Source organism: Terriglobia bacterium, from assembly GCA_020073495.1.
GTDB lineage: Bacteria > Acidobacteriota > Terriglobia > Terriglobales > Acidobacteriaceae > JAIQFD01.
Genome location: JAIQFD010000005.1, coordinates 84308 through 102705, shown reverse-complemented (window position 1 = coordinate 102705; position 18398 = coordinate 84308). Strand labels below are relative to the sequence as shown.

16 protein-coding genes are annotated in these 18398 nt (G+C 63.8%); 3 read left to right on the top strand and 13 right to left on the bottom strand.

The genetic code is table 11. The annotated features are described in order from the left end of the window. Window positions 1–3: 3 nt before the first annotated feature. The 7 genes from LAN37_13935 to LAN37_13905 all read right to left on the bottom strand — a co-directional run bounded on the left by LAN37_13935 (window position 4) and on the right by LAN37_13905 (window position 7051). Window positions 4–2163: a hypothetical protein gene (locus LAN37_13935; protein MBZ5648310.1), complete on the bottom strand. Its 2160-nt coding sequence runs from the start codon at window positions 2161–2163 to the stop codon at window positions 4–6. A 7-nt stretch (window positions 2164–2170) separates the two neighbouring features. Next, window positions 2171–5110, bottom strand: a complete 2940-nt coding sequence (locus tag LAN37_13930; protein MBZ5648309.1) for a glycoside hydrolase family 55 protein — start codon at window positions 5108–5110, stop codon at window positions 2171–2173. Window positions 5111–5158: 48 nt separating this feature from the next. Next, window positions 5159–5623, bottom strand: coding sequence for a dual specificity protein phosphatase family protein (locus tag LAN37_13925; GenBank protein ID MBZ5648308.1), 465 nt, complete (start codon window positions 5621–5623; stop codon window positions 5159–5161). A 19-nt stretch (window positions 5624–5642) separates the two neighbouring features. Then, window positions 5643–5960 (bottom strand): hypothetical protein, encoded by a 318-nt coding sequence (locus tag LAN37_13920; protein ID MBZ5648307.1) that lies wholly within the window; start codon window positions 5958–5960, stop codon window positions 5643–5645. 116 nt (window positions 5961–6076) lie between these two features. Further along, window positions 6077–6547, bottom strand: a complete 471-nt coding sequence (locus LAN37_13915; protein ID MBZ5648306.1) for a hypothetical protein — start codon at window positions 6545–6547, stop codon at window positions 6077–6079. Then, window positions 6544–6714 carry a hypothetical protein gene (locus LAN37_13910; GenBank protein ID MBZ5648305.1) on the bottom strand — a complete coding sequence of 57 codons (171 nt, stop codon included), beginning with the start codon at window positions 6712–6714 and terminating at the stop codon, window positions 6544–6546. The genes LAN37_13915 and LAN37_13910 overlap by 4 nt, the downstream gene beginning before the upstream one ends. Before the next feature lie 124 nt (window positions 6715–6838). Next, window positions 6839–7051, bottom strand: a complete 213-nt coding sequence (locus tag LAN37_13905; GenBank protein MBZ5648304.1) for a hypothetical protein — start codon at window positions 7049–7051, stop codon at window positions 6839–6841. Between the two features lie 178 nt (window positions 7052–7229). Here LAN37_13905 and LAN37_13900 point away from each other — a divergent pair, with 178 nt between their 5' ends. Genes LAN37_13900 through LAN37_13890 form a run of 3 tightly spaced genes read left to right on the top strand, consistent with a single transcriptional unit; the run spans window position 7230 to window position 8393 of the window. Next, window positions 7230–7946, top strand: a complete 717-nt coding sequence (locus LAN37_13900; protein MBZ5648303.1) for an XRE family transcriptional regulator — start codon at window positions 7230–7232, stop codon at window positions 7944–7946. Between the two features lie 42 nt (window positions 7947–7988). Beyond that, entirely contained in the window at window positions 7989–8204 is a 216-nt protein-coding gene (locus tag LAN37_13895; GenBank protein MBZ5648302.1) for a hypothetical protein, read from the top strand. Between the two features lie 36 nt (window positions 8205–8240). Then, a complete protein-coding gene (locus tag LAN37_13890) occupies window positions 8241–8393 on the top strand; it encodes a hypothetical protein (GenBank protein ID MBZ5648301.1) in 153 nt (50 codons plus the stop codon). Window positions 8394–8520: 127 nt separating this feature from the next. Here LAN37_13890 and LAN37_13885 read toward each other — a convergent pair whose 3' ends face one another. The 6 genes from LAN37_13885 to LAN37_13860 form a co-directional block, all read right to left on the bottom strand. Next, window positions 8521–9459 (bottom strand): bifunctional 5,10-methylenetetrahydrofolate dehydrogenase/5,10-methenyltetrahydrofolate cyclohydrolase, encoded by a 939-nt coding sequence (locus LAN37_13885; protein ID MBZ5648300.1) that lies wholly within the window; start codon window positions 9457–9459, stop codon window positions 8521–8523. Between the two features lie 72 nt (window positions 9460–9531). Next, window positions 9532–9993: a hypothetical protein gene (locus tag LAN37_13880; protein ID MBZ5648299.1), complete on the bottom strand. Its 462-nt coding sequence runs from the start codon at window positions 9991–9993 to the stop codon at window positions 9532–9534. Window positions 9994–10133: 140 nt separating this feature from the next. After that, the gene (locus tag LAN37_13875) at window positions 10134–12038 is read right to left on the bottom strand and encodes a LysM peptidoglycan-binding domain-containing protein (protein ID MBZ5648298.1); all 1905 of its coding nucleotides are present in this window, start codon (window positions 12036–12038) and stop codon (window positions 10134–10136) included. 135 nt (window positions 12039–12173) lie between these two features. Further along, entirely contained in the window at window positions 12174–13379 is a 1206-nt protein-coding gene (locus tag LAN37_13870) for an aminotransferase class I/II-fold pyridoxal phosphate-dependent enzyme (GenBank protein ID MBZ5648297.1), read from the bottom strand. Window positions 13380–13460: 81 nt separating this feature from the next. After that, window positions 13461–17210, bottom strand: coding sequence for a TonB-dependent receptor (locus LAN37_13865; protein ID MBZ5648296.1), 3750 nt, complete (start codon window positions 17208–17210; stop codon window positions 13461–13463). A gap of 160 nt (window positions 17211–17370) precedes the next feature. After that, entirely contained in the window at window positions 17371–18279 is a 909-nt protein-coding gene (locus LAN37_13860; GenBank protein ID MBZ5648295.1) for an isoaspartyl peptidase/L-asparaginase, read from the bottom strand. Window positions 18280–18398: the final 119 nt, after the last annotated feature.

Genomic DNA, 18398 nt, shown 5'->3' with positions numbered 1-18398 from the left:
ATGCTACCGCCAGAGCACGGAGGCGCGCCGGCGCGATCCCGCCGACACCGGGACCGCGCCGATGTCGGGGTTGCCGTCTCGCGGATCGCCCGCGTTCTTGAACGCCGGGTTCGTCGGCGTGAATCCTGTGCGGATGAAGTCCAGCGCGCTCGCGACCGTGTAGTTGGTGTTAAAGGTTGCGACGTTCCCGTCCTTGTCGAAGCCGTTGAGCTTCACGATCTCGGCGCCAACGCTGGCGACCGTGCCATTTCCGCCATTGGCCGAGTCCCACGACGCCAGCGTGCGCGTAGCAGCCTGGAACATGGGATCGGCGTGAAGATCGTGCTGGCCTTTGTCGTCGTCGCCATAGGCGGAGGTCGAATTCCACAGCCACTTCTTCACGCTGAACATGCTGCCACTGGTGAACCCGCTGATGCCCGGCGAGGAGAGAACAAGGTGGGTGGCATCGGTGATCGCGCCGACCACGGCCTGGCTGGTTCCCGCTTGTACGAAGTCGCCGACGATCACCGGCGACCCGGTCACAAAATCGCACGAGGTGCAGGCGACATGGGTCGCATCGGAGCCCGCGGTCGCACTCTTGTTCGTCAACCCACTGACGCCGGACAGCGGCGGGGAGACGTAGCTGATCGCGTTCAGCAGGGGGTGCCGCAGGTTCAGCGGAGCGATGCCGGCCGGCGCCCCCGGGTCGCTCGAGCCTGGCATCTGCCAGAAGCCGTTGTAGTCCACGCTCGCGCCGCTCTGGCGCACGAAATTCGTTCCGGCATCTTCGTGGAGGCCGTCCCATGTGTTGACGATCAGGTTGTTGCGAAGAACGCTGAGTTGCGTAGCCGCGCCCGTCGTCTCTCCGAGCGCTGCGCCGTAGCGCGCCTGGGATCGGTATCCATGGATCGTGTTGTTCCGGGCGGTCAGGACGCCGTTGCTGCCGAGCATCGTGGCCAGCGTGCCGCAGGCATTGATGAGAATGTTGTTCGTGACCGTTGCGGCCTGTGTGGGGATCACGAAATCTCCCCCGTCGGTGGCAAAGAAGTTGTCGCCGTCGCAGACCCCGTTCTTGTAGACGTTCGCGGTCAGCGACTTGTTGCCCGCTTCGGCCAGATAATGCGGATTGTCGAAGTGAGAATAGAAGGCGAACTGTTCCCACGTCGCCGCCGCGTTCGCGCTCGGAGTGACGAACTGCGATAAGGCAACATCGCCGGTCATAAACACGCAGCGGACGTTGTGATTGTTGGCCGCGGACTCCGACCAGTTGACGTTGTAGCTGTAGATGCCCGCCGTGGTGCACGAGCCGGAGGTCAGCACCCCGACCGTAAGCGCCCGCACGCCCACCACGATGCTCTTGACGGACGCCGCCCGGTTGTAGAGCGTGGCGTTCCTGAGGGTCCGCGTCCCACTGCCGAGCGCCCGGTCGTTCTGGATGGTCAGCATGGTGGCGGTTGTGGTGGTCGCGGGCGTGCGCAGGTCCAGCCTGTCAACGGCCAGCAAGTGAGTGCCATCGTCCGCCGTCCAGTTCAGGTAGAGATGGTCGCCGACCCAGATGACGTTTGAGATTTGCACGTCCACGTTGGAGAGGCAGCCGAAATTGCCCGCGATCTGCGTCGGTCCGCCGACGTTGGTGAACTTAGCAAACGCCCAGTTCAGCGAAGGCGTGCGGCAACTGGTGTTGCCGTCGAACCAGCCGTTCGCGCCGCCGCGCGCGCTGGTGGTGATGGCGGCAAACTGCCCCGCGCCCCAGCCGTTGCCGCTGATGTTGAAGACAGGCATCACCGCCGACCCGGTATTCGTCCACACGACCTTGTGGATGTTTCCAGCAGCCGGGTCGAAGGTCAGTGACCCGCCTGCCTGGATGGCAAACGTGGTGGCGCGGTCCAGGCTCAAGTCGCCGTGAAGCGACAGGTTGCCTCCGCTGGCGATGGTGAGCGCGCCCGTGCCGGTGACGCTGCAAGCGGTGGAGCCGCCTACGTCCGTGCCGACCGTGCGCGAATCGCTGAGCGTCACTGTCACGTTGGAGATGGTGCAGGTGTCGCCGGCGCCGGGCACGCCCGCGCCCCCCCAGGTGGACGCCTGGTTCCAGTTGCCGCTCTGCGAGCTGGTATAGCTTGCCGGAAACGCCGCCACACACGACACCAGGAGCACGAGGACAAGCGCCTGAATTCTTTGGGTCATGTTGCCCTCACTGCACCATGGTGACGACGACGCGGAGGAACTTCGCCGTGCCACCAGCGCTGACGATGTTGACGTCGAGCCACTGTCCGTTGGCCAGACTGTTCGCGGAGATCGAGGGCCTGCCCGACTGCCCGTCGGCCGGCGCCCAAGACGCCGTTCCGCACGCCAGGTTACCGCTGAGGATGTTGGTCGAGTCGTTGCGCGCGAGCTGCACCGTGGGTGAGCCCGCGTCGGCGTAGCAGCGCACGCCGCTGATGGTCAGCGATGCGCCGTAGTCGTTCAAGCAGGAGGCCGGTTCGTCATCGCCGTCGGTCAGCGCCGAACCGCCGGCGCTCCCGATGTGGACCTCGCAAATGCGCTTTCGCTGTGCGTCCGGCAAGGCGGTCGCTGCCACTTTGCCCGCGGCGGTGATGGTAGGCAGTTGCGCATCGGACGCCAGGGTAAGGTTCGCCACCGGCGTGGTGCTGGTGACGCTGAGCGGCGCCGAGCCCGTGGCCACTGTGGAGACGATCTGTCCGGCAAAAGTGCAAACGCCGGTCTGGGCGCACTTCCAGGTCGGAGATGCCGGCAGCGAGGTCATGCTGGTGGCGAATCCGAGCGCCACCGCGCCGCCTCCTGCATCTCCCGGATCGTAGAGCGCGCCATAATGCGTGCCGCTGGTGTTGAGCGTGAACGCAGGCAGGCCGTCGGAGTTTTTGTAGGGCGCGAAGAAGCAGAACCATGACCCCTGGCAGCCGCTCATCGGAGCGAAGGGGTAATACTTGGCGTCCTGCCCCTTGAGCCAACCCCAGAAGCTGCGGCCGTACCAGAGCGGCTGGGAGGTGAGGCTGACGTCGCCCACACCTCCGGACGCGTCGGCGGGTGCGGACAATGCACCCACCATCTGGAAGCGCGGGGCTGCGGGATCGCCATACCCGAAGCCGGTGGGAAACAGGGTAACGAGGCCGGCGGGCGAGTTGGTCAGCAGGTCGGCCATGCAGAGTGGCGAGGCGTTGCGGCTCGTGCCTTCGGTGCCGGCAAAATCGGCGGTGAAGCACCACCAGCCCGGAGTATTGCCCAGCGCCGTGCGTTGGAAGGAGAGGCGGCTGTAGATGGCGCCGTTGTCGGCGTCTTCGTTGCTCACGCCGAACGCTCCCTCCGCTGCGTCGGTGTAAGGATCGGCCTGCGAGGTCAGCTTCACGCCCGCGGTGAAGCGAGTGCGCGCGTACCCGCCGCCGCGCAGGATGCGGGAGAAGGTCAGCGGGGTCGAGTGGCCGTTCCATTGCAGGTTGGGGATTTTGGTCCAGTCCTGGCCGGCTCCATCGTTGAACCCCAGGATCAGGGTGTTGCTGTAGAACGACGACCAGGGCTGGTTCCCTTCGGCGTAGGCGCCGATCAGCGTGTTGTTCTTGGGCATGTAGTAGGGGCCGCCACTCTTCGCATTCTGCACCCAGATGCGGTTCCCCGCCTGATAGCCGACGGTAGCCGCGGCCGCGCATGCGCCCGAGCAGCTCGCGTCGGACTGCGGATCGACGAAGGTGAAATGGGTCGGATCGGTCACGGTGACGCCGTTGACCCGCTTGCCATTGAAGGTGGCGTTGGTGGCCCCGGCGACGACCAGCGTGTCGCCGTTCATGAGGTTGTGCGCCGACGCCGTGGTTGCGGTCACGACGTGGTTGGCGCGCACCAGCGACGTGAGCGCGACGGTGCTGGCCGGATTCTGCACGTCGTCGTGATTGGCTTCGGTATGCGGCGCGATGTAGGTGTTGGGCAGCAACGCGTCGTCGAAAAAGCCCCAGCCCTGGTTCAGACGGGCGTTACACATGTCGCAGCGGCCGGCGTTGGCGTCCATGCCGTGGAAGTGGAAGCCGTCGCCGCGGTTGCTCTCCGAGGTGACGTTGGTCAGCTTCCACAGGTTGGAGTTGCCGGCGAAGGCGGCCGAGTCCGCGTTCACTCCGTGGCGGTTGAAGCCGTACACGTACACGTGGTCGAGCACGGCCTGGCCGCTGGCCAGTTGGATGCCGTCGGCGGTGCCGCTGAAGGTATAGGTGGCAAAGTCCCAGGTGTTCCAGGGATCTCCGCCGCGCACGGAGAGGTCGCGCACCACGTCGCCCTGGCCATTCAGGCGGAGACCTGAAGTGTTGCTCGCGAACTGGAGCACGGTGCCGTCGTTCAGGCCTCCTCCCTCGCCTTCAAGGACGGTGTTGTGAATGGGGACCACCAGGGTGGCCGCGAGGTAATAGTCGGCCTGCCCCCAGGAACGGGTCTTGGGAAAGTGGATGGTCTTGCCCGGGTTGGCGTTGATGCAGGCCTGGATGGCGGGAGCGTCGTTGGTGACACCATCGCCGACCGCGCCGCAGTCACGCACGACATCGACGACCGCATGGCTCTGCGGCTTGTACTTGGTCCCGTCGAACGTCAGCGATTGCCCGCGCGCCGGCTCCACCGCTTCCACGTCTTTGCCCTGGATCTTCACCGCGTTGCCGGAGCCGCCGCCCCCCATGTTGGCCAGCATGCTGTCCACGTATTGCCGCGTGGCATATTGCACGGCCACGTTGGCGGGCACCAGCTTGGAGCGGATGGCGGAGATAGTGGCCGCCGGAGCCGCCGGCACGGACCAGAATTCCTCACTGGTCGAGCCATCGTCGAGCTTGTAGGTCACCTTGTAGTACCCGCCGGCGGGTGTAGCTCCGAAGTTGGGCACGAGTGGAATCGTGACCGCGCCGGCAGGGCCGATCTTCACCGTCTTGACGCCGGCAGCCACTGCCTTTCCCTCTGAACTCGTGAAGGCCTGCCATGCGATCACCAGCGTGCCCCCGGCGGGGGTGCCGTCGGCGCGGTACACCGTGTCTGTGACGGAGGTGGTGGCGGGACCGCTCGCGTCCGCGGCCACGAGGGCCACTAGCAGCGAGATCAGGCAACAAAAAAACCGCCCCAGCGGGCGGCGTGCGTCCAGTATGCGATTCATAGGGCGTATCGTATGGTGACTCAGATTCCGTGGCGAGGATTTTTTGCCCTACCGCCGCAAGGGCTTGGTAGGGGCTTTGTAGTTGCGAACGAAATTTTCGACACTTTTGAGGTACACGTCGGCGAAATCCACGACCGGGCGCCGCTCCTCGATGAGACGGCGGGCGTCGTCCAGGCTCCAGCCGAGCACGCGCAGCAGCGCCAGCGACATCATGGGCGCGCGGTGCACGCCCGCGGCGCAGTGGACGAACAGCTTGGTCTCCGGCTGGTCCAGCGCCGCAAGCGCGAACTCCACGCCGACCTCGAAGACCTTGGCGGGCTTGGACTGGAAATCGTCGTCCGTCGGGTTCCACAGGACGTCGATCCCGTAGGGGTCCGCCAGGGACGTGTCATCGAACTCGATCTGCATGTCGATGATGTGGGTCACGCCCGCGCGGACGACCTCGATCATGTTGGCATCGTTCCAGATGCCGCCGCCAACCGCGATCCGGGGTGTGAGCCAGGTCAGGTCCACGCAGTCTGCCGAAGGAAATTCATTGTACCGTACCTCGCGCTTCGTCCCCGGAGTCCTGGTGGCGCGCGAGTTCCTTCAGCAACAAGGCCGCCAGGCTCTCCTCGACGGCCGCATCGGCGGCGCTCGCCGAGCCGAGCCCGGCGAAGTCGAACAGAAACTTGGCGGGGGTGCAGTTGCCGTGCTTGGCCTGGTCGATGAGTGCGTTGACGATGTCGGGCGCGGCGCTGCGGATGGCATCCCCCAACTCCGCGCCCAGGTCGCGCGCTGTCGCCGGCTTCTTTGCGGGGATGGCCGCCGCGCGCGAAGACTTCGATTTCCCCTTCTTGGCAACTGGCATAAAAGAAAACCGGCGCGATCTGCTCGCGCCGGTGTTTTTCTCACTCTCTAATTCCAGAATAGCAAATCGGAGGGGGTGAATCCGACATTTTCCACAATTTTATATTTGCCGTGATATTAAGCACTTGCGGAGAAATCCAGATTTTGACCCCCTTGACAAGCGCTGGGAGATTTCCAGTCTGGCTCGTGCATCGGAAGCAGCGACATCATTCCGACCCTCAGGAAGACTTCACTTAGGTTGTCGAGGGCTTCCGGGTAACGGCGCTCGATGGTGCGGCGATCCGTATGCAGGAACCAGGCAGTCTGCCCTTCGTCATGGCCTTGCAGAACGATGCGCGCCAGGATCTGGCGTTCAAAGTAATCCAGGCGGTCAAGGCAGTGCTCGATGTCGTGGACGAAGATGACCGCGTCCTCGAACGTGACCAGCCGGTAGGAGCTGCACTTGGCCCGGAAGAACTCCCGGCCGAGGATGGACGGAAGCCGCCCGGTCTCGATGGACAGCATGAAGTAACGGCGAAGGAGCGCGGTAGTGCGGTCGCGGTAGGCGCGCAGTTCCTCGCGCGGGGGAAGCGGGCGGGTGGGGATCATGCGGGCCTCGCTTCCTCCCGCGCACGGCGGGCGAGGGCAAGTTCGGAGTCGAGAGCACGGCAGTTGGGGCAGCAGTCGGAGCCGGCGCCGGCGCGCCGCAGCCACAGCCCGCCGCACAGTCCGCAATATTTGGGCTCTAGAACGGTGATGTTGACTTCGTTTTCCATGAGGCTCCTCGGCAAAAAACAAAAAGCCCCGCCCGGACAGGCTGGCTGTCCGGAACAGGGCTCGTTTCTGTTACGACGACCTGCTGGTTCTATTTAGTTGCGAAGCGGAAAGCGCCTGGGGACGCTATCCGGGAGAGTGCGCCTCATGGCGGTGGCAGAAGTAGCCTTCTTCGTAGCCCGACTTCAGCACCCTTCCGTTCTGTACGATGACGCTGAGGCGGCCGGTGAAACGCAGCGATACCAGCAGGCGCTCCATAGCCGCGGAAAGGACCTCGGCTTCGCGCACCTTGCGGCGGAACTCGAGGAAGGAAGTTTCACTCTGGGGGATATCAGGCATGTTGAAAACCTCAACAGTGAGGAGCCGGGGGACTCATCTTTTTCTGCTCGCTGCCACCGTACAATCGCTGCACACGCCGGGTCAAGCATTTTAACTCCTTTTCGTTATGTCACTTGCAGACTCTATTTCTCATTGCTATACTTTCAGCACTTGGAGATGAACATACGGAGCGCACTTTATGAAATTCAAGGCATTGCAGGAAAACCTTCGCAAGGCGATGTGGAAGCGGATCGATGAGCGCAAGCTGACCGGCCTGAAGCTAGCCAAGCAGACCGGATTCAAACAGGCACATATCTCTAACTTCTTGAATCGCAAGAGGTCTTTGAGCCTCGAGGGGATGGACAAGGTGCTGTCGGTGCAGAAGCTTTCGGTGCTCGACCTGCTGGACCCGGATGAGGTGAACAAGCGGGCCTCCATCGTCGCTCCCTCGGAGGATGAGTTCGAGAACGTCCTGCTGGTGGACGGCGACGTCGCCGCCAAGGAGCCGCTGGTGGAGGCGCAGGACGTCAAGGACATCCTCAAGTTCAAGAAGAATTTCCTCAAACGGCTAAAATCGGACACGACGGCGGCCCGCGAACAATGGCGGCGCTTTGTGCTCATCAAGGTGGACGGGCGCGACGGCATGAGCATGTACCCGCGCCTGCTGCCCGGGGCCACCGTACTCATCGACCGCCATTACAACTCGCTCAAGCCCTATCGCAGGCACGAGCAGAACATGTACGCGGTGAAGAAAGACGGGACGTGCACCATCAAGTACGTGGAGCGCGCCGGCAAGAACCTGGTGCTGCGCCCGCATAACCAGAACTACCCGGTGGACGTGATCACCGTGGAGCACGGCAAGACCTACGCCGACTACATCGTGGGGCGGGTCTGCCACGTGGCCATCGAGACCTAGCGATATACTGTCAGCTTTGATGGATCGCCTCGGAGGGCTCTGATGGACGAGGTCCCCGCCATGACGTTCGGCCCGCGGCGCAATGAAGACATTGCGCTGGACATGATGAAGTTCATCGCCCTGACCACCGGCTACGGCCGCGCCGGCACGGCTGCTACCGGCTTCCAGGGCGGCCAGATGAATAAGGCCGAGGACTACGCCGGGCACCTGCTCGAGCTCTACGGCCGATGTCTGAATGCGGTGCAGGGGAAGAAATAGTCGTCGGTCGGCAGTCGTCAGCCAGAAGAGGACGCGATGAACGAGTGTCCCGTGTGCGGCGAGGAGTTCGACTCCGGCGAGAGTCTGTGCGAGCACGTGCGCGCCCAGCATCCCGGGCGCCAATCCGACGATCTGACTCCCGAAGAGATGATCATCGCCGGGATCATCGGCGGCGATGTGGACCTCTGATACACAGGTGAGAGCTCGACGATTGTAGGGGTCCTTCGACTGCGCTCGGCTGCGCCTCGCTCCGCTCAGGATGACACCCGTGGATGTTCTTCTCAGTGTTCTTTGTGTCTCTGCGGTGAGAAGTTCTTTAGAAGGTGTAGCCGAAGGCGTCGAGGCCGAGGGAGAACTGGGCGGCGCGCAGCAAATTCTCTGTCAACGCGGCGACGGTGACCGGCCCCACGCCTCCGGGAACGGGCGTGATGCAGGAAGCGACCTGGCGCGCGGTTTCGAAGTCCACGTCGCCGTGCATCTTGCCGTGCTCGTCGACGCGGGTGGCGATGTCGAAGACGGCGACGCCGGGCTTGAGCATCCCGGCAGTGATGCGGAAGTGCGCGGCGCCCACCGAGGTCACGATGATGTCGGCCTCGCGCAGGAGCCGCTCCTGGTCCTGTTTGGGGACGTAGCGGTGGATCCAGACGGCGGCAGCATTGCACATGCGCCCGCCCAGCACCAGGACGAGCGGCTTGGCGGTGATGTCGTTGCGCCCGACCACGACCGCCTGCTTCCCTTCCGTCGGCACCCGGTAATAGCTCAGCATGCGGCGCACGGCCAGCGCAGTGCAGGGCAGGAAGCGCAGGCGCGACTGCTGCGCGCGATAGAGCTCGGCGATGGATCCGCGCGCGGTGCCGTCCACGTCCTTCTCCGGCGCGACCGCATCGAAGACGTCGAACTTATTGGCGCCCGAGGACGGCTCCTCGATGTGGCGCGGCAGCGGGAGCTGCACCAGGATGCCGTGGAAAACCGAGGAGCGGCTCAGGCGGTCGACTTCTTCGCGTAGGGCGTCGGCCGCGATGTCCGCCGCGAAGGTGCGCAGCTCGGCCTTCATGCCCAAGCGCGCGCAAGCCTCGATCTTCTTCTTGATGTAACGCTCGGACGCCGCGTTCGCGCCCACCTGCACGATGGCCAGCGCGGGCACGATCTTGTGCTGGGAGACGAACTCCGTCGCCCCCGCCTGTACGCGCGACTCAATCTCCGCGGCAACGGGCTTGCCGTACATCACGACGGCCGATTGGGTCTGGGTGGTCACGAGGATTCGAGTGTACAACATCAAAAAAGAAAAGCCGCAGTCGGATGACTGCGGCCCTGGGAATCAAAACGTTTAGCGGCGACGGCGACGCGCGGATTTCTTCTTTCCGCCCTTCTTCTTTCCGCGCTTCTTCTTTCCGCCCTTCCTTGCTTTCTTCTTGCCGCCCTTTTTCTTGCCGCCCTTCCTCGCCTTCTTCCTGGCGGGTTTCCGGGCTCTCTTCTTGTCGGCCTTCTTGGCAGCCTTTTTCTTTTTCTTGCCGGCCTTCTTGGCGGCCTTCTTCTTGGCGCCGCCACGACGTCCGCCTCCACCACTACCGGCGGGGCGGGGCGCAGGAGCGGGAACCGGTTCGGCCGCGGGCATGCCAACACCGCCGCCCATGGTGCCGCCGGGCTCGCCAACCGTCATGGGCTCTTCGGCTTCCTCTTCTTCCTCTTCCTCGTAATCCTCTTCCAGATCGCCGTAGGCGCCGGTGTCGCCAAACTCGTCGGCATCATCATCGTTACGACCGTAGAGGGTTTTGTCGTCGAGCGTCATGTCTCCTCCTGTCTTTGGCCGAACTCCGCGTCCATGATGACTGAGTTAAGACCGGCGCGGATTATAGCAGTGAGTCGGGGGCTGTCAACAGTACAGGGACGTGCCGCAGCGCGCGCGCCGTGCCGCGAGGGACGAGCGTTTCAGCGGCTGGCGGCGATGACGACAGTGTCGCCGGGATGCAGCGTGGCGGAGAGGCGCGGGTTATCGCGCTTGAGCGCCGCGACCGTGGTGTTGTATCGGCTGGCGATGCTGGACAGGGTCTCGCCGGGCTTGACGGTGTGCACCCGGCCTCCTTTCGCCGACGCCTGCAACTGCTTTGATTTGCTGGACTTGGAAGCGGTCCGCGACGTGCCCTTGGAGGCGCCGGGGGCGTGCTCGACAGTGTCCCCAGAGAGCGGTTTGTAGATGGCCAGCACCTGCCCCGGGCGCAGCGTGTTGCCCTTCAGGCGGTTCCACTTGCGCAGTTTTTCCGGCGGCACGCCGAAATCGTCGGCGACGGAGAGCACGGTGTCACGCTTGCGCACGCGATAGTGCGTGGCACGCTTGGAGTACGTGACTGCGGCGGGATCGGCCTTCCGTCCCGTCACCGGAATGATGAGCTTGCTGTCGGCGGGCAGTTCGCCATCAGGAAGGTTGTTGACCTCGGCGATGGCGGTCGAGGTGGTGTGGTATTTCTTCGCCACCGCGGCCAAGGTCTCACCCGACGTCACTTTGTGGTAGCGCCACCAGACCCGCTTGTCCACCGGGATGGCGGCGATGGATTGCTGATACTTCTCCCTGGTGCCGGCGGGCAGACGAAGCTCAAAGCTCGCGTCCTTTGGCGTGGTCATGCGCAGCAGGCTGGGATTGAGGTCCTGAAGCGTGTCTACGCCGGCATCCACGCACTCGGCCACCAGCCGCAGGTCCACCGGGTAATCCACGAGGACCACGTCAGGCCTGAGCGGAGGATCGGGGCTGAGCGCCTCCAGCCCGTACTGCGCTGGGTTCTTGGCCATGATGGTCACGGCCACGATGATGGGGACGTAGTTCTTGGTTTCCTTGGGCAACACGCCACGCCGGTACAGCTCCCAGAAGTCGGCGTACCCGGTGCGTTGCACCGCCGCCTGCACCGTGCCGGGGCCCGAGTTGTAGGCAGCCATAGCCAGATACCAGTCGCCAAACTGGTTGTAGAGGTCCTTCAAGTGGCGGGCAGCGGCACGTGTGGCCTTCTCGGGCTCCTGGCGGTCATCCACCCACCAGTTGCGAGTCAGTCCGTAGCCGGTGGCGCGGCTGGACATGAATTGCCACATACCGCGGGCTCCGGCGCGCGACAGCGCTAGGGGGTGGAAACCCGATTCGGCCTGCGCCAGGTAGATCAGATCCTGCGGCACGCCTTCTTCCTTGAGGATGCGGGAGATCATGTCGCGGTAGCGTCCGGAGCGGACCAGCGCGCGCTCCAGGGTGCCGCGGCCGCGGCTGGAATAGAAGTTGATGTAGCCCGCGACGGCGTCGTTCAGCACCAGCGGCAGGTCGGAGTGGGTCTGCTTGAGTTCTTCCTCGGCCTTGGCCTTGAGGTTCGGATCGACCGGGAAGGTGACCTCGTTGGCTTCGTCGATGGGCGCCGGTTCGGCCTTCTGCTCGGTGAAGCCGTCCCCTTCCTTGAGGGCCCGCATCTCGAGGGTGTTGACCCCCTCGATGATCTTGTCGAATTCACGTTGCAGACGCTCGTCGGCCTTGACGTCCACCGGCCCCTGCAGGAGCACGGTCACGGCGCGATCGAAATTTTCCTTGGCGGCTTCCAGATGTCCGGCGGAGTAATTCGCCTGCCCCGCCTGGTACTCGCGCTCGGCGCGGTCGAGCATGTCCTGGACGGGATCGACCGTGGGGACCGGCTTGTCTACGATCTTGAGTGGCGGCGGAGGCGGCGCTGGGGTTACTGTCGGGGCGGTGGCCGCCATGGGAGGCGCTACCGTGGCGCGCTTCTTCCCCGCCTCGTCACAGGCGATGGTGGAGAGGAAAAGGGCGGTCAGAATCGGCAGCCACAAATGCGCTTTGCGAAATCCCATATGGCGATGCAACAACGAAGAAAACGAAGCCGACTCCGTTATCCGAAAAAGTCGCTGCATGCTACTACGCTCGTATTCGACGGGTCAATCATTACGAACGTCTGTTCACTAATTAGTTATCTTGATTACCGTCTCCTAAGCCCTTGCCAGAGATTGACTTAGGTCGGAAATCAGGTCTTCCGGGTCTTCGATTCCGACGCTGAGGCGGATAGTCGCCGGCGACACATCCAGCAACTTAAGGCGGGCCGCGGGGATGTTGTAGTGGGAGGACAGGACGGGGTACGAAACCGTGGATTCCACGCCCCCCAGGCTGGGCGCCAGATACCAGAGCTGGAGGGCGTCGATGAAGCGCTCGGCGGCGCGCTCCCCGCCCTTGATGTTGAACGAGACCATCATGCCGTAGTCCGACATCTGGCGGCGGGCGACCTCGTGGCCTTCGTTGCCGGGAAGCCCCGGATACATCACGCGCAGGACTTTGGGATGGGCGCAGAGCGCCGCGGCGACCTGTGCGGCGTTGGCGCAGGCGCGCTCCACCCGGATCTGCAAGGTCTTCAGTCCTCGGATGAGCAGGTAAGAAGCGCCCGGGTCGAGATTGCCCCCCGACTGGAGCATGGCGGTCCGCGCCGGCTCGACCAGCTTCGCCGGCCCGGCGATGGCCCCCGCCGTCAGGTCACTGTGCCCGCCCAGATACTTGGTGGCGGAGTGCAGAACGATGTCGGCGCCCAGCTCCAGTGGTTTCTGCAGGATGGGGGTGGCGAAGGTGTTGTCGGCCACCACGGTGATGCCGCGCTTGTGCGCCTTGCGCGCGAGTTCGGCGATGTCGACGCAGCGCAGCGTTGGGTTCGTCGGGGTCTCCAGGAACAGGGCCTTGGTGCGGCGGCTGAAGTAACGCTCGATGCGACCGAGATCGTGGTAGGGCACGAAGGTGCTCTTGACGTTAAAGCGGGCGAGGATGTTCTCGAACAGCTTGATGGTGCCGCCATAGACGTCGAGCATGGATACCAGCTCGTCTCCGGCGCGCAGAAGGGTCAGCATGACGATCATTTGGGCGGCCATGCCGCTGGCCGTCACCACACAACTCTCGGCGCCTTCCAGGGCAGCGATCTTCTTCTCTGCCGCAGCGACCGTCGGGTTCCCGTAGCGTGTGTACATGAAGCCCTTGACCTTGCCCATGGAGTACTGGCGCAGGTCGTCGAGCTTGGGAAAGGTGAAGACCGAGGTCTGGGCGATGTCGGTGGTGAGGGAAGCACGCCGTCCGTGGCGCTCCTCGCCGGCGTGGACACAGTGGGTGGCATCCGCGCGCCCGGGCTTTCGCGCGCCAGTGATCTTGCTCTCTTTCATGGTCTCGTAGTTTACACGCGCACTCCTGCGCAAAAGAAAAAGCCCTGGGTTTCGCCAGGGCTGAAGGTGTTCCGTCCATCGCTAGAAGGTCAGCCGTAATCCGAACTGGAACTGCCGCGGATCAAAGGCGGCGGTGGGCGAGCCCACGCCGGCCGGTGCGTTGAAGAGCGGATTCACGTCGGACACGTTGAACTTGTTGACCAGGTTGAAGATGTCCACCATGGCGTCAAGCCCCACGCGCTCGCTGAAACGGAGCCGCCGCGCGATCCGCAGATCGCTGAACAGGTTATAGGGTCTGTACCCCAGATTGCGCCTGATGTTTCCTTCCATCGCCGCAATGGAAGGGCCCGTACCATTGAGCAGCGCAGGATTGCTGGCCGCCAGGGCGGCCTGCGCATCGGCGTCGAGGAAGCACGGCAACTGGAAGAACCCGGTCGGGGAGAAGCTCGATGCCACCACAGGGTCGCCGCAAGCGTCGGTCGGAGTGCCCGAGGGCACCGCGTTCGGTCGCCCGGTGAAGAACTCGAACTGGTAGTTGGTCCCCGAGCCAGACAGAATATTGAAGGGCCGGCCGGACGCCACCTCGATGATCGGGGCGACGGTCCAGTCGCTGAAGAACTTGCTCCAGAAGCCGCTGCCGCTCAGCCGTCCTGACTGGTAGATGCCGCTGAAAACGAAGCGGTGGCGCTGGTCGAAGGTGGAGTTCGCGCGATCGGCTGAAGGGTTGTAGCTGTCCTGCGGGGTGAGCGGCGCCTGCAGGTCGGTGGAGTCGTCGATGGCGTGCGACCAGGTGTAAGACGCCAGGAACTCGTACTTCTGGCTGAAGCGTTTGCGCAGGTTCACCGTCAGGCCGTGATAGACAGAGCTGCCGTTAGCGTACTGCACGTCGGCATCGGCCATGGGGACTCCGTTCGGCGCCCCCGCTGGGACCCCGTTCACCAGGTTCGGGAACAGGTTTTCCAGCAGCGGAATCGCGACACCCGCCACGCATGGCGCCAGCGCCGGGATCGAAGCCAGCGACGGGTTCAGCCCTGTCGGACGGAAGAAATTGACGAGTGCGGCGGGCACGTACGGTCCTAGGGGACCGACACCGCAGCCGGAAACAGCTAATGGTCCGTTCGGGTCGTTGTTCAGCGGGGAACCCGGGTCACCCGCAGCCACGGCGCGCTCCCAATTCGCGACCAGGAAATCACCGCGCGGCGTATTGGCATTGATGGGGCGATTGATGTGACGTCCGCCCACGAAGTTATAGGCGATGCTGAAAGAAAAGTTGTGGCCCAGGTCATGCTCGATCGTGAGGTTCGCTTGCTGGCTGTACGCGTACTGGAAGTCGGCGCTGTTCGGATATCCGAAGGGCAGAAATGGCAGCGGGAACCCCGCCCCCAGGAAGGCCTGGTTGATGAACAGCGAAGGCGTGTTCGGTGTTGGGTTGAAGCGCTGCTGCGACGGCAAGTACGTAAGGCCGGCTGCGTCCACGGCGCCAACGCAACTCGGGAGTTGCAGAATGCCCTGGAACATATTGGTCGCATTGAGCGGCGGAAGAGAGCCAGGTGGCGGCGGAATCGTGGAACACGGTGCACCGGGTCCGATCAGCACCTGCGGCGTCCCGGAACCGTCGGTCGCTTGCGCCAGGAATTGCAGGCCCAGCAGCGGGTGATCGTAAAACATGCCGTACGAGGCACGGACAACTGTTTTCCCATCTCCCCAAGGATCCCACGCGAGGCCGACGCGGGGAGCGATGTTATTACTGTCCCGCGGGATGCCGTTGGTCATCCCGAGGACGTTGTACGTAGCTTGCCCGAGGGCCGAGAGAGGCGGCGGCGGCGGCAGCATCTCGACGTCGTACCGGACCCCATAGTTCAGGGTCAGGTTCGGCTTGATGCGCCAGGAATCCTGCACGAACGCCCCGATCGTGTTATTGGAGAACTCCGCGTGGGGATTGCCCAAGCCCTGGATGAATTCGTTGGGCAGACCCAAACCGTAGGACTGAACGGCGTTGAATTCCGGGAACCCGGCCGGGAAGATAGGCAGGGTCTGTCCGGAGAAGAAGTACTCGCCGCCGAAATTGACGGTGAAATCGGCCACTACCGGCAGGTGGTTGAAGTCGGCGCCGAACTTGAAGGTGTGCTTCCCCTTGATCCAGGAGAAGTTGTCCATGGACTGGAAGCGCTCCTCGGTGCGGCGGATGAAGGAGTAAGGTTCGCGCCCGACGAAGGCGAACCCGGCGATGTTGGAGGCGACACCCGGGCCGGTGGGCGAGGCCTCATTGAAATCGAACAGCAGGCCGCGGCGCGAGTACTGAAAACGGAATTCGTTGATCATGTTGCTTCCCAGCGTCGCCGTATCCTGCGCGGTGATGGCCATGTCGCGGAACTGCTGGAGCGAGGTGCGGGAGAAGCCGTTCTGCCCGAAATTCTGGTTCTGACCCTGGACGTTGATGCCGCTCACCGTGCTGGGGCTCACGTTGCTGCGCAACATGAACGAATTGTTGTTCGTGAACTTGTGGTCCAGACGGGCGCTCACCACGGTGGTGCCCTCGTGCACCGGATAGTTGCCCGCCTCGTTTGACAGCGGCGAGAACGACGCCGGCAGGCCGTTGCAGAGAAGATTAGGTGAGATCGGGTTGCAGCTGGTGGGGAATTGCTTGAGCTGGTTCGGCACCGGCGGAGCGAACGGAAGCAGTGCGAACGAAGCCGGATATGCACCGTTGATCGCGATGCCCGACGATGCGCCGGCGAGGAACGTATATGCCTGCACACCGAGCGGCGCCGGCCCCGGCAGGAAAGCCGTCAGGAACGCAGCCTGCTGCGGCGTCGCCTGGATGTTGAAGGTTCCCGCAGGTGCGCCGAAGATGCCGCTGGCGTCAAAGGGCTGCAAGCCGTAGTTGTCCTGCCCGATGGTGGAGAAACCCGTTTCCTGCCGTCTCGTAATCTCATACGAGAGGAAATAAAAAGTCTTGTCTTTCTTCAGCGCGCCGCCCAACGTGGCGCCTGCCTGCACGCGCGTGTAGGCGGGGTCACTGCCTGGGGGCACGCTGAACGGATTGGGGGCCTGGATGTTGCGGTTGCGCAAGTAGCCGAACAGAGAGCCATGGGTGTCGTTGGTCCCGGAGCGGGTGATGATGTTCACGACACCTCCGGAGGCGCGCCCATATTCGGCCGCGTAGCCGTTGGTGATGATCTGGAACTCTTGCACGGCGTCCTGCGAAACGGTGGAGCGGATGCCGTTGGTCGAATTGTCCACGTAATCCATGCCGTCGACATTGACCAGATCGGCGCGCGCGCGCTGCCCGCCGATATTGAGCCCGGAAGTCGGCGCGGCGCCGATGCTGGGCGCGGTGTCGCGTGCCGTCTGCGAGTTCGTGAGCGTGAAATTGATGTAATTGCGGCCGTTGATAGGCAGGTTGTCGATGCGCTGCTCGGTGATCGTGGTGGCCACCGAGGTGCGCTGCGTCTCCACCTGCTCCGTCTGTGCGCTGACCTCGACCGCCTCCATTCGTTCCGCGATCCTCAGCGCAACCGACAGCTGCGCGACCTGGCCGATGGTGACGTTTACGTCCGTGGCAACTGTCTTGGCGAAGCCCTGCGCTTCTACGGTCACCGTATAGGTGCCGGGAGGCAGAAGGACGAAGGGATATTCTCCGTTGTCGCCCTGCTTGCTTGTCCTTTCGATGTTGCGTCCGGGATCGCGTACGGTCACGGTGGCGTTGGTGACGGCTGCGCCCTTGGGGTCCTTCACGGATACGTGCAGATCTGCCGTGGACTGTGCCAGCGTATGGATTGCGAACAACATCAGCGTGCACAGGCACGCGATAACGATGAATCGCTTCATGGCTCCACCTTTCCCGGCTCCTGACGAAGTACGGCCTCATGCAGCAGTGGAAATGCCGCACGGTTGTATAACAGGAGTTACTCGCGACGCAAGTAAATGGAGGGTGTTTTTCCCAGCACCCCGGAAAGCGACCCGCATCCAGATAGCAGGGGCGCGAAGGCTATCCGCGGGTGATCCCCGCCTGCTCCTCTTGCACGCTCTTCACCGCCCAGGCCATGCGCGGTGTGTTGTGTGCGATGCCGTAGCGGCCCTGGGGATCCAGCAGGATGAGCCCACCGTGGCCGTTGAGACGGCGCACGAGGACATCGATGGACATACCGGCCGCGACCTGCGGCGACTTGCCCTCGGCGACGCAGTCGCAGGCCCACTTGCCGAGAACGAGTTTCATCATGGGCTCGCCCCAGCCGGTAGTGGAGACCGCAGCGCTCTCGTTGTCCGCGTAGCAACCGCAGCCGATCAGTGAAGAATCGCCCACCCGTCCGGGCGTCTTGTTCATGGTGCCGCCGGTAGAAGTGGCGGCGGCGATGCGCCCGTCGCGGTCCAGCGCAACGGCGCCCACAGTGTCGTGCTCGGCAAAGAACTCCGGCGGCTTGCCCGCCGAGGCCATGATCTGTGCCGCTTTCAGCCGCTCGACCTCGCGCGGGATGATGAGCTCGCGGTTGTCCACCAGCGGGATGCCGTGCTGCGCGGCGAACTTCTCCGCTCCGGCGCCGACCAGGTACACGTGCGGGCTTTCGTCCAGCACCTTGCGCGCGGCGTGGATGGGATTGCGGATCCGCTCCACACAGCCCACGCCCCCGGCACGCAGGGTAAATCCGTCCATGATCATGGCGTCGAGTTGGACATGGCCTTCGCTGGTGAGGAACGATCCGCGCCCTGCGTCAAAGGTCTCGTCGTCTTCCATGACGACGATGGCCGTCTCGACGGCGTCCAGCGCCGAGCCCCCACGCGCCAGCACCGACCATCCCGTAGCCAGTGCGTGACGCACCCCCTTCAGGTGCGCCTCTACCATGTTGTCGGGGATAGCCCATGCCCCACCGTGGACAAGAAGAACCGGATCCGTGGTCAATCGTGTTTCCTTGGCGTGACTCGCAACCTTGGATGATAAGCCACGGCGCGAAGGGAGGGGAACCACAAACGGGCACCGCTGTTACATACCGCGGTGACTCCCGTCACTGCGGGCCGACC